The sequence below is a fragment of the Alistipes intestinihominis genome, assembly GCF_040095975.1.
GTDB classification, from domain to species: domain Bacteria; phylum Bacteroidota; class Bacteroidia; order Bacteroidales; family Rikenellaceae; genus Alistipes; species Alistipes senegalensis.
This window is the reverse complement of sequence record NZ_JBBMFL010000007.1, coordinates 30,204-43,040: the sequence shown is the minus strand read 5'-3', so window position 1 is coordinate 43,040 and position 12,837 is coordinate 30,204. Positions and strand designations below refer to the sequence as shown.

Sequence of the window (12,837 nt, the reverse complement as noted above, 5' to 3'; positions counted from 1 at the left end):
CCTGCAAGGACATGAAAAAACTGATAATCGCGCTGGCCGCCGTAACGATGTTCGCAGGCTGCTCCGACTTCCTCGAACCGCTGCCCAACGGCCACTATACGGACGAAAATCTGAATGAATACCCCTCCATGATCCGCGGTTTCGTCGAAAAAAGCTACGACCTGCTGCCCACGCTCTACTCCGGCGGCGAATACGTCTATCTCGACGGCGCCACCGACGATGCGGTCATCACGGCGCAGACCCACGCCATGCGCCGTTTCGCGGTCGGTACGGGCACTCCCGCCAGCGACCCGTTCAAAACCTACTGGGTCCGCGACTACCGCGGCATCATGTACGTCAACAAGTTCCTCAAAGACCGTCTGGGCATCAACACCCGCTACATGATCGACAACGATCAGAACCGCCGCCTGCAACGCGCGTTGCAGGGCGATGCCTACGCCCTGCGGGCCTGGTGGCAGTATGACCTGCTGCGCAAATGGGGCGGCCGGGGCACCGACGGGCGGCTGCTGGGATTCCCCATCGTGCTCGAACCCGTCGATGTCTTCGACGCCGACGCCGGCTCGTTCGAGCGCGCCACCTACGAACAATGCGTGGAACAAATTCTGAAAGACTGCGACTCGGCGCTGGTCTACCTGCCCGCAGCCAACCGCGACTGGCTGGCCGAAGACATCTCGGTGCAGGGCGCCGTGCGCTGGCACCGCTTCGACGGCCTCGCCGTAAAGGCGCTGAAGGCCATGACCTACCTGCAATGGGCCTCGCCGGCGTTCAACCCGGAGAACGATCCGAAGCGCTGGGAAAATGCGGCGAAATACGCCGCCGAAGTGATGGATTTCAAACTCACGCAGGACGGAGCCCACGGGTTCGACCCGACCGCCGCGTTCGCCTGGACCGATCCCAACAGCCCCGAGATCATCTGGTCGTCCGACTACTCGAAAGGCAGCACGTTGGAAAACCTTTTCTACCCCGACGGGTTCCTCGGAACGGGCGGCGTGGGACCGACGCAGAATCTGGTCGATGCCTTCCCGGCAGCCAACGGATACCCGATCGACCATCCGGAAGCCAATTATAACGAGAACACGCCCTACGCCAACCGCGATCCCCGTTTTTACAGCACCGTCTTTTATAACGGCGCCGAGATCCGCCGCATCACCAACAACGAACTGATGTACACGTTCGACACCTCGGTCGGCGGACGCGACGAAGCGGGCGGCGTGAACAACACGATGACCAACTACTACATCCGCAAATACGTCTACCTGGGCTGGAACAAGGACGACGACAAGGTCCAGACGATGCCCAAGTCGATCTTTTTCATGCGCTGGACCCACATGTGCCTGATCTTCGCCGAGGCCGCCAACCGGGTGTCGGGGCCGACGACGGAACTCTACGGCTACACCCCCAAGCAGGCCATCGCCTATCTGCGCAGCCGTCCGACCAACGACGGAATACCGGGCGTCGGGGCCACGGCAGACCCCTATCTCGACGAATGCGCCGCCGCAGGCCCCGAGGAGTTCGAGAAGCTCGTGCGCAACGAACGCCGCATCGAACTCTGCTTCGAAGGGCAGCGTTTCTACGACCTGCGCCGCTGGGCGACGGACGTTTCCGAACTCAACGACGTAATCAACCGCCCCCGGATCACCCGCCAGTCGATCGCCTACGAAGAGGTCGAAAAGCGCAGCTATCCCTCGCTCTACGTGCCGATCCCCTACACGGAAGTAGTCCGCATGAAGGGCATCGTTCAGAACGCAGGCTGGTCCAACTGGGAATAAAACCGAAAAAACGATACTTATGAAAAAAATACTTGCAACACTGCTGGCTGCCGCGGCCCTTGCGGGATGCTACGACGAATACGTCAAAGATTACGATTACAGCGGCGTATACATCGCCTACCAATACGACTTGCGCACGTTCGTGGTCGGGGAGGGCATGAAATTCACGGTCGGATCGGTGCTCGCGGGCGTCATGGACAACGAACGCGACCGCTCGGTCTACTACGCGCTCGACGACGAACTGGTGACCGGGGACCTCGCGCCCTTCAACGGGCTTGACGAACTGGGACAGCCTTCGGCTCCGTTCACCGCCTTCGACGTGATGAGCGGCAAATCGACCTCCGGAACGGTGAGCCAGAGCTACGTCACCACGGCCGTCAAGGCCAGCGGCATCAAAGAGCTGACGCCGCTGCCGCGCGAATACTTCACGGTCAGCGACGAAGAGAAGATGACCATCCGGCGGGGCCGCCACACCGGAACGATCACCGTACGGGCCGATTCGGCGGCATTCCTGGCCGACGCCAAGGCGGGCCGCAACCCCTACTACGCCGTCGGATTCCGCATCACCAGCGCCGATGCGGACACGATTCTGCTCTCCAAATCGTTCGAGGTCATCGCCGTACGCTACGAGAACAAGCTCTTCGGCAACTACTACCACGGAGGCGTAACGCAGGTGGTGAATGCCCAGGGAGAGGAGCTTTCGAAAGAGGTCTACCCGACGGCCGTTCCCAGCGACGAGGGCACGCACGGCATCTACACGCTGACGACCGACGCGCCGGATGCGCTGACGACCAACTACATCGGCACGAAGGAGGGATCGGTGCGCCTGACGCTCGACGGAAAGGAGATCCGCGTTTCGGGGTCGGTGGACGGGAGCAAGGAGATCGAGGACCTGGGGAGCCGTTTCAACGACGCCCGGCTGCTCCAGAACCGGAAACTGTTCCTCCACTACCGCTACCCGAACGGCGACGGGACCTTCACGGTGGTCCGGGACACGCTGACGTTCCGCAACCGCATCCGCGACGGCGTGAACGAGTGGCAGGACGAGAATCCGAAAAACTACGACTGAACCCGGCGCGTTGCAAACGAAACGGCCTTCGGCGGAATGAATCCGTCCGAAGGCCGTTTCGCATCGCCCGGCGGCGTCACTTGCGGGGCCGGTTGCGGAACGGGACATCCATCCCGACGCCCGTATCGCCCTGCCGCTTCATCCACCCCTTCAGTTCGCGTTTCATGCGGTCGATCCGGGCCCGGTACGCCGGATCGCCGATGCGGTTGTTCATCTCCCACGGATCGTCCGCAAGGTCGTAGAACTCGAACTCCGGGCGGTGCACATAACGCCCGACCAGCCTCCGGGCAACGGAATCCCGCTGCGCGGCGTCGGTCCAGACGGGCCACCAGCCTTTCCGGTTGGCGGGCTTGTCGAGATCCATGAAGGTTTTGTAGAACGAACTGTCGGGAAGCAGGTTCCAGATCAGGGCGTAACGTTCGTCGCGGATGCTGCGGACGGGATAGGCGTTGCCCGCAGTGCAGTTGTTGTGCATGGCATAGGCATAGCGGCGGGCTTTCTCCCGCTCGCCGAAGAGCACCTTCTTGAAACTCTCCCCGTCGAGCTCCCGCCGGCGCCGGCCCCCGGCGAGGTCGATGAAGGTCGGAAGCAGGTCTTCGTACTGCACGACGGCATCCGAAACGCGTCCGGGCCGGATGCGCGCCGGATAACGCGCCAGCAGGGCGCTGTGCACGCCGGGATACCAGCAGGTCCACTTGCCGCCCGGAAGCTGGGGCCCCTGCTCGCCGAGAAACAAAACCAGCGTATTGTCCAGCTCGCCGCACTCGCTCAGCGTCTCCAGCACCGAGCCGACCTCGTTGTCCAGCGCCCGGACCTCGGCCAGATAATGGGTGAAAATCTCCCGCATGCGCCGGTCGCCGATGCAGTTCTCCGGCATGACGAGGCGGTCCGGATCGAATTCGGAGGGATCTCCCCAGGTCCAGGGAGCGTGGGGATGGATGCTGCACACGAAGAGCAGGAACGGCCGGGGATCGTCGCGCGCGATGAACTCGCGGATGCCGGAGGTGTCGTAGGGAGCCTCGCGGCTCACGCAGTTCACCGGGAATCCCGGCAGCTCCTCGAAGCGGTAGACATCGGGATTGACGGGATGGTTCTTGCCCGCGCGGGCCACCCGGTAGCCCTCTTCGGCCATGTATTCGCAAACGGTCTTCGTGCCGAGAAACGTGTCCTTGTGGTTGAGCCACGAACCGTGGCGCGCGGGATAAAGCCCCGTATAGAGCGACGCCCGGATCGGGACGCTCATCGCCATCGAGGCATAGGCGCCGGTCATCCGCAGTCCCTCGCGGGCCAGGCGGTCGATGTTCGCCGTTTCGAGATTCCGGCCGCCGTAGCAGCTGATTTCGGACGACAGCAGGTCGTCCGCCACGATCACTACGATATTGGGTCTTCGGTCTTGTGCGGCGGCGGCCGTCACGGGAAGAAGCCCTGACGCCAGGGCGGTGATCCGGATGAACCGGGTTGCAGAGTCATACATGACATTCGTTTTTTTGATGATTGTAAATTTACAAACATATCCCCGTGACGGAATGCCAGAATATCGTCAATCGATGACAGAAAATCGGCAGGACATCCGCTTCCGCACATCCGGGGACGGATGAAGCGCCCCGGCCGCCGGGCGGGCTGGCGCAAATCGAAAAAAATAGCTATCTTTGTTTGAACCCTAACCTATGGATATGAACCTCCGCACTATTTGTCCGTGCCTCGCAGCGGCTCTTCTCGCCGCGTGCGCACCCCGCACCCCCGATGTTACGACCGAACCTTTCGGAACCCTCTCCACGGGCGAGCCCGTCACGCTGTACCGCCTGAGCAACGGAACCGGCTCCTCGATGGAGGTCATCGACTACGGCTGCCGCGTGGTGCGCATCTGCGTCCCCGACCGCAACGGCCGCATCGACGACGTGGTGGTCGGATACGGCGACATCACCTCGTTCGAAACGGGCAGCGAACGCTTCTTCGGAGCCCTGATCGGCCGCTACGGCAACCGCATCGGCGGCGCCTCGTTCCCGCTCGACGGCGACACGGTGTACCTCACCCCGAACGAGACGCTGGGCGGCAGGCCCGGCCATCTGCACGGCGGAACGAAGGGATTCGACCGCGTGATGTGGCAGGGCGAACCGCTGCTCGAAGCCGACCGGGCCGGCGTGCGGTTCTCGCGCCTGAGCCCCGACGGCGAGGAGGGCTATCCGGGCAACCTCGCCTGCACGGTCACCTACTGGTGGACGAAAGACGACGTATGCCGCATCGAATACGAGGCCGAGACCGACCGTCCGACGGTCGTCAACCTCTCGAACCACACCTATTTCAATCTCAAAGGGCAGAACGGCGGCTATGTGATGGATCACGTGATGCAGGTCGAAGCCGACCGCTACTTCAGAAACACGGCCCAGTACGTGCCGGACGGGGCGATGCTGCCGGTGGAGGATACGCCCTTCGACATGCGCGCTCCGCACCGCATCGACTACGCCATAGACACGCCCGACCCGCAGTTGCAAATCATGCGGGGTTTCTCGGTCTGCTGGGTCCTGCGCAGCCAGACGGGCGGACTGGCCCGGGCCGCAGACCTCTACTCCCCGCGCAGCGGCCGCGGCGTGGAGACCTGGACGACCGAACCGGGGCTGCTGACCTATACGGGACGCGGGCTGAACGAACGGATGATCGGCAAAAACGGCGTGCCGCTCGAAAAATTCGGCGGCATGCTGCTCGAAACCCTCCACTTCGCCGACTCCCCCAACCGGCCGGACTTCCCCTCCACGGTGCTCCGCCCCGGCGAACGCTACCGCTCCGTCACCGAATTCCGTTTCTATGCAAAATAGGCTTTCGTTTTGTCCGCCTTCCGACGTTACATACTCCTGGCGCTGCTGACAGGATTTTCCGGCCCCGGCTTCCCGACAGCCGCCCGTGCCGCCGGGACAGCCCCCGACGCCCCGGATTTCAACTTCACGCACTACAACTCGGGCAACAGCGAACTGCCCTACGACCGGGTGAACAAAATCGTGCAGGACTCCCAGGGATTCATCTGGTTCGGAACCTCCTCGGGACTGAGCCGCTTCGACGGCATCCGCTTCCGCAACTACACCAAAGAGGAGATGGGGCTGAAATCGGCCTACGTGATCGCCCTCTGCACCGATTCCGAAGGCAATCTCTGGATCGGAACCGACCGCGGAGTCTCGGTTTACGACGTTGACCGGGACCGTTTCGAGCCGTTCCTCCGCGAGAGCGACATCGGGACGGTCATCCGCAACAAGGCCAACGTCATCCGCCGAGGCCCCGACGGGGTGATGTGGATTTCGGTCAACAACCAGGGGCTCTTCGCCTACGACCCCCGCACGCAGATCCTGCGCAACCACTTCTTCGAGAACGGCCGGCAGACACTCCCGGTGAACATCCGCGCACTGCACGTCGATGGCGACAACGGCCTGTGGATCGGGCTCTTCTACCATTCGTTCCTCTACATCGGCCACGACAGCGCAGACCATCCCCGACGAGACGACGCCCGGGAAATCGCGGCATTCCGGAACGACAACGTGGCAGCCGTCAGCTCGGCCCCGGACGACAGCGAAACGATCTACGTGGCCAGCGCCCGGCGGGGGCTCTGCCTGCTGAACCGCAGCAGCGGCCGTATCCGGACGCTGATCCCCGTCCCGTCGCGGGGATTCACGCCCGAAGACCTGTACGTCGATCGGGAGGGCATCGTCTGGATGTCCACCAGCGAAGGCGTGTACCGCTACGACCCGCGGACCGATTCGGCCCGCAAACTCGCCTGCGACAGCCACAACCGTTTTTCGCTCTCGGACAGCCACGCCTTCGCGGTCTTCATCGACGCCTCGGACGGCATCTGGATCGGCACGAACGTCGGAGGAGTGAACTATTGCGGCGCCTTCCAGCAGCAGTTCGAGAAGTACCACGCCGCCGACGGGCGTTCGCTGGAAGACTGCCTCGTGCGGGGCTTCGCGGACGACGGCGCGGGGCGCATCTGGATCGCCACCGAAAACGAGGGCCTGCTTCTCTACGACACGGAGCGCCGCACGCTGAACCGGGTCGTGCACGACCAACTCCCCAACACGCAGTTCTCGATCTGCTGCGAACCGGGCGCGCTGTGGCTCGGAACCGACAAGGGGCTCTACCGGCTCGACACCCGCACGCGGGCCGTGCGGGAATACGAAACGCTCGGCTATGCCACGGCGATGCTTGACCAGCGCGTGTTCGCCATCCACCGGACGGCAAAGGGCGAACTGTTCGTAGGCACGACCGTGGGGCTGCTGCACTACGACCGCCGAAAAGAGGCGTTCGACCCGATCGAGGAATTCGAGGGCGTGTTCGTCACCGGCATGGACGAGGACGAACGGCAGAGACTCTGGGTCTCGACCTATGCCAACGGACTGATATGCTACGATCTGCAACGCGGCGAAATCACAGCGAACCACATCGGGACGGAGGACGATCCGGGCCCGCTCAACATGCTCTTTTCCGTATTTGCCGGGCCGGGGGGGGGACACGTCTGGACCACGAGCTTCAACGGAGGATTCGGGTGCCTCGACACCGCCACCGGACGCTTCGAGAGCTATGACACCCGCAGCTGCGACCTGCTGCCCACGAACATCTTCTTCCAGGTGCTCGAAGATCACGCCGGAACCGTATGGGTGAGTTCGGACAAGGGGCTCTTCGCCTTCAATCCGCAGACCAAGGCCATCCGGCGTTTTACGATCTTCGACGGACTGCTGAACAACGATTTCAAGAACTGCGGCCTCCGCTCTGCGGACGGCGACCTCTATTTCGGCTCCCGCAGCGGCTTCATCCGCTTCAACCCCGAGAAATTCGACCGCGAAAGCGGAGACCCCCGGCTGGTCGTCACCGAATTCCGCATCGGCAACGAACTGGTCGTCCCCTCCGACGACGGGCGTTCGCCCCTCGTCCGCAACGTGGACCGCACCCGGTCCATCCACCTCTCCCCGCGGCAAAATTCGTTCGGATTCGGATTCGCCGTCCTCAACTCGACGCTGCCGCAGCTCAACACCGTAGAGTGCCGGCTCGTAGGCTACGACACGCAATGGCGCCGCACGGTCGCCGACAACACGATATTCTATTACAACGTGCCGGCCGGCACCTATTCGCTCGAAATCCGCAGCCAGGCGTCGGGAACTGCACAGCCCATCGGCCACGAACCGCTGTCGATCGTGGTGGAGCAGCGTTTCTACAAGAGCACGGCCGCCATCGGGCTCTATCTCCTGCTGTTCGCAGGCGTGCTCATCGCAGCGTTCAAGGTCTACTACAAGCGGGCCATCGCCCGGGAGAAGCGCAAGCACGAAAACTACAAGAAACAGAAAGAGGCGGAGCTCTTCCAGCAAAAACTCACGTTCTTCTCGAATATCGTACACGAGATCAAAACCCCGCTGACGGTGATTCACACGCCTTTACAGCAGATACAGGCATCCGGGCACCTCAGTCCGGCCGACCGCGACAACCTGCAAGCGATCTGCAACGGCACGCACTATCTCGACCAGCTGGTCCGGGAGCTTCTCGACTTCGTGCGGGTCGAGAAGCGCGGCTACAAGCTCGATTGCAAGCCGATGAACATCGTAGAGCGCACCGGATTCCTCTGCTCGACGTTCCAGGAGACCGCCAAAGCACGCAACCTGCGGCTCTCGTTCACGGCGGAGAGGGACAACATCCGCATCGACGCGGACGAATCGGCCATGAACAAGATTCTCAACAACCTGCTGCACAACGCCCTGAAATACGCGGAATCCTACATCGAAGTAAACGTCCGGTCGCACGACGGGACGGCGACGGTCTCCATCACCAACGACGGGGAGCCGATCTCGCCCGAACAGCGTTCCGAAATATTCAAACCTTTCGTGCAGTACGACAAGTCCCCCGGGTCCCGGAGCTTCGGCATCGGACTCTCCCTCGCCCGTTCGCTCGCCGAAATGCACGCCGGAACGCTCGAACTCGCCGACGACACCCTCCGCACCACGTTCGTACTGACACTTCCGGCCGCGGCGTCCCTTCCCGAAACGGCTGCCGGGCAGGAGCCGCCGGCGCCGCAGGACCGGTCGCTGCCGCTGCTGCTGCTCGTGGAGGACAACCGGGAACTCACGGCCTATCTCAAACACAAGCTCGACGCCGACTATCGGGTCATCGCCGTACACGCGGCCGAAAAGGCCGTCGGCGTATTGCAGGAACAGGAGGTGGACATCGTCGTCACGGACATCGCCCTGCCCGGCACGAACGGCATCGAACTCTGCCGCACGATCAGTTCGGATTTCGACCTCTCGCACATCCCCGTCATCGTAACATCGGCCATCTCGGACACGGCGACGAAGATCGCCTGCATGGAAGCCGGAGCCAGCACCTATATTGAAAAACCGTTCGGACTCGACTATCTCGAAGCCTGCATCCGGGCCATTCTGGACAAACGCGCCCGGCTGAAAAAAAGCTACCAGAACACGCAGGAGCCGCTCGATCCCAAACAGTTCGGACTGCACAGCGCCGACGAGGAGTTCCTGCGCCGGATCGACGAACTGATCATGCAGCACCTCAACGAACCTGCCTTTTCCAGCAAACAGATCGAAGAGGCGCTCTTTCTGAGTCGCTCGACGCTGATCCGCAAGGTCCGGGCGCTGCTCGACACCACCCCGAACGACTATCTGAGGTCCAAACGGCTCTCGATAGCGGCCCAGCTGCTCGCCCAGAACAAGTGCCGGATCAGCGAAGTCTGCTTCTCCGTAGGCTTCAACTCCCCCTCCTACTTCGCCAAATGCTTCAAGGAGCAGTTCGGCGTATCGCCCGCCGAGTATCAGAAACAATAAGCCCCCGGGCGTCGGGGAAATTGCCGATAAGAGGATTTTTCCAACCGATGCGACGATTTTTCCATTCCCGGCCCACCCCGTTCCGTCGTAAAACAAAAGCTCCTACATTTGCTGTCGAGGACCTCAATGCTGCCATGCAGCCGACCGAACGGAATTCGGATCAACCTAAAATCAACCCTTATGAAAAATCTCAAACTATTCCGTGCAGCAGGGACCGGAGCCCGATGGCTCTTCGTCGTTTGCTTCACGCTGTTCTGCTGTCAGAGCCTGTGCGCGCAATCGCCGAACAATGCGGACCACGCCTGTACGGTCCGCATTCTGGACGACGACGGAAATCCCGTCTCCGGCGCCGCCGTCGTCGTGAAAGGCTCGAACACGGGCGAAATCTCCGACGCCAAAGGCTTCGTCCGCTTCCGCAACATCCCGCGCAACGCCACGCTGCTGGTGACCTACCTCGGCATGGACAACCGCGAAGAGCCGGTCAACGGCCGCTCCGCATTCGACATCAAACTCTCGCAGGGCAGTCTCGTGATGGACGAACTGGTCGTAGTCGGCTACGGCGTACAGCGCAAACGCGACCTCTCGGGAGCCGTGGCCCAGGTCAAGGGCGACCTGATCAACGAATTCGCCAACGTCTCGGTGGCGCAGGCGCTCCAGGGACGTGTCTCGGGCGTGCAGATCAACCAGCTCAACGGACAGCCCGGAGCGGCCATCCAGGTCCGCATCCGCGGCGCCAACTCGATCAAGGGCGACAACGAACCCCTGTGGATCATCAACGGATTTCCGGGCAACATCAACATGATCAACACGTCGGACATCGAGTCGGTGGAGATTCTCAAAGACGCCTCGGCGACGGCCATCTACGGTTCGCGGGGAGCCAACGGCGTGGTGATCGTCACGACGAAGGGCGCCAAGGAGGGCAAAATCCGGGTGAGCTACGACGGCAGCGTCGGCATCCAGACCCTCTACAAGCAGATGGACGTGCTGAGCGGCGACGAATACATGACCTATCTGAACGAGAAGGCCCGCGTCAACGACCAGCCGGCGGTCTTCACGCCCGAGCAGATCGCAGCCAACGTGTGGAACACCAACTGGCAGGACGAAATCTTCCGGTCGGCCGTGATCACCAACCACGCCGTGGACATCTCGGGCGGCGGCCCGACTTTCAAGGGATCGCTCGGCCTGAGCTACTTCGATCAGGACGGCATCGTCAAGAAGGGCGGATACGAGCGCATCTCGATCCGCACGAATCTCGAATACAACATCTCGAAATACGTCTCCGCTTCGGCGAACATCATCTTCAGCCGTTCGAACCACGACCAGATGAACTCGCAGGGCGGCAGCCGCGGCACGACGGTGATCAACTCGGCCCTCACGGCCTCGCCGCTGGCCACGCCGCACTACGACGACGGTTCATGGAACGACTTCCAGACGCAGCCCACCGCCGGCATGAATCCCGTGGCCTATCTGCACGAGGTGAAAAACCGGCGGTATGCGAACCGCCTGCTGGCCAACGCCGCCCTGACCGTGAAACCGGTCGAGGGACTTTCGGTCCAGATCGCCGCCAACGTGCAGAACAGCCAGGCGCGGAGCGACCATACCCGTTCGCTCGCCTATCCGAACTACGACGGTGCGGCGTCGATCGGCTTCGACGAGGTGGTGGACATCACCAGCAACAACATCATCACCTATGACAAGGGCTTCGGCCGGCACCACCTCAACGTCATGGGCGGCATCACCTACGAACAGAGCGTCTCCAAGTCCGTCGGCACGGGAACCGCATCGGGATTCCTGAGCGACGTGGTGGAATCCTACGACCTCGACGCCGCCGACATCAAGGGCCTGCCCACATCGAGCTACTCCGACTGGCGCATGCTCTCGTTCCTGGGGCGCATCAACTACAACTTCGACAACCGCTACCTGCTCACCGTGAACTTCCGGGCCGACGGTTCGTCGCGTTACAGCAAAGGCAACAAGTGGGGCTATTTCCCCTCGGCGGCCGTCGCCTGGCGCATTTCGCAGGAGCAGTTCCTCCGGCAGGCCGACTGGCTTTCGGACCTCAAGCTGCGCGTCGGATACGGCGTGACCGGCAGCACCGCCATCTCGCCCTATTCGACGCAGAACACGCTCGAATCGGTCAACGTCGTGTTCGACAAGACCACCACCGTAGGCTACGCCCCCAAGAACACCTACCTCGGCGACCTGCGCTGGGAGACCACGGGGCAATGGAACGTGGGTCTCGACCTGGCGCTGCTGAACAACCGCATCCGCCTGACGGCCGATTACTACCACAAGAAGACGACCAACCTGCTCAACGATGTCGAAATGCCCCGGTCGAGCGGCTACACCACCGCCCTGCGCAACGTCGGGGCGATCCGGAATGCGGGCGTCGAATTGCAGCTCGACACGCGCATCATCGACAAGGCCGTGAAGTGGGACTTCGGCGTCAACCTCTCGGTCAACCGGTCGAAGGTGCTTTCGCTCTCCGACGGCAAGGACATCTTCGGAAGCACGGTGAGCAACACCATCATCAGCGACCAGCTCAACCTGATGCGCATCGGCGAACCGATGTATGTCTTCTACGGCTACGTCGAGGAGGGATACGACGACAACGGACAGCTCGTCTACAAGGACCTCGACGGCTCGGACGGCATCACGCCGGCCGACAAGACGATCATCGGCAACCCGAACCCCGACTGCCTGCTCAACTTCAACACGGCGGTCAGCTACAAGGGATTCACGCTGAGCGCATTCTTCCAGGGCTCGATCGGCAACGACATCTACTCGCTAAGCATGGCTTCGGCCGCCTACGATTACAGCTCGAACGCCAACACCCTGCGCGAAGTGCTCTACAACCACTGGACCCCCGAAAAGCCCGACGCCAAATATCCCAATCTCCGTCAGGACATCGCGCTGAAGATGTCGGACCGCTTCGTCTACGACGGCAGCTACATGCGTCTGAAAAACCTCGAACTGAGCTACAACATCCCGTGCAGCAAGAGCCGCGTCATCAGCAAGGCCCGCGTCTATGTCAGCGCGCAGAATCTCTGGACGATCACGTCCTACCCCTTCTGGGACCCCGACGTGAACGCCAAGGGAGGCAGCACGTCGCTCGCCCAGGGCATCGACGCCAGCTGCTATCCCGGAGCCCGGACCTTCACGCTGGGATGCCGGCTTGTTTTCTAACGAC

Annotated in this window: 6 protein-coding genes; 5 read left to right on the top strand and 1 reads right to left on the bottom strand. The window is 62.2% G+C overall.

Annotated features, from left to right (window positions below; all coding sequences use genetic code 11):
• The first annotated feature begins 11 nt into the window (after nt 1-11).
• A complete protein-coding gene (locus tag WMO46_RS07520; protein WP_349094118.1) occupies nt 12-1,769 on the top strand; it encodes a RagB/SusD family nutrient uptake outer membrane protein in 1,758 nt (585 codons plus the stop codon).
• A gap of 19 nt (nt 1,770-1,788) precedes the next feature.
• Nucleotides 1,789-2,838, top strand: coding sequence for a DUF1735 domain-containing protein (locus WMO46_RS07515; RefSeq protein WP_278964733.1), 1,050 nt, complete (start codon nt 1,789-1,791; stop codon nt 2,836-2,838).
• 76 nt (nt 2,839-2,914) lie between these two features.
• Here WMO46_RS07515 and WMO46_RS07510 read toward each other — a convergent pair whose 3' ends face one another.
• A complete protein-coding gene (locus WMO46_RS07510; protein WP_278964734.1) occupies nt 2,915-4,312 on the bottom strand; it encodes a sulfatase family protein in 1,398 nt (465 codons plus the stop codon).
• 199 nt (nt 4,313-4,511) lie between these two features.
• Between WMO46_RS07510 and WMO46_RS07505 the strand changes: the two genes are divergently transcribed.
• From WMO46_RS07505 to WMO46_RS07495, 3 genes are all read left to right on the top strand, one after another.
• A complete protein-coding gene (locus tag WMO46_RS07505; protein ID WP_349094117.1) occupies nt 4,512-5,651 on the top strand; it encodes an aldose epimerase family protein in 1,140 nt (379 codons plus the stop codon).
• Between the two features lie 9 nt (nt 5,652-5,660).
• The gene (locus WMO46_RS07500; RefSeq protein ID WP_349094116.1) at nt 5,661-9,647 is read left to right on the top strand and encodes a hybrid sensor histidine kinase/response regulator transcription factor; all 3,987 of its coding nucleotides are present in this window, start codon (nt 5,661-5,663) and stop codon (nt 9,645-9,647) included.
• 180 nt (nt 9,648-9,827) lie between these two features.
• Nucleotides 9,828-12,833 (top strand): SusC/RagA family TonB-linked outer membrane protein, encoded by a 3,006-nt coding sequence (locus WMO46_RS07495; protein WP_196016572.1) that lies wholly within the window; start codon nt 9,828-9,830, stop codon nt 12,831-12,833.
• Nucleotides 12,834-12,837: the final 4 nt, after the last annotated feature.

Coding starts and splice junctions, on each gene's coding strand:
- WMO46_RS07520 (WP_349094118.1), top strand. CDS start 12: ATGAAAAAACTGATAATCGCGCTGGCCGCCGTAACGATGTTCGCAGGC.
- WMO46_RS07515 (WP_278964733.1), top strand. CDS start 1,789: ATGAAAAAAATACTTGCAACACTGCTGGCTGCCGCGGCCCTTGCGGGA.
- WMO46_RS07505 (WP_349094117.1), top strand. CDS start 4,512: ATGAACCTCCGCACTATTTGTCCGTGCCTCGCAGCGGCTCTTCTCGCC.
- WMO46_RS07510 (WP_278964734.1), bottom strand. CDS start 4,312: ATGTATGACTCTGCAACCCGGTTCATCCGGATCACCGCCCTGGCGTCA.
- WMO46_RS07495 (WP_196016572.1), top strand. CDS start 9,828: ATGAAAAATCTCAAACTATTCCGTGCAGCAGGGACCGGAGCCCGATGG.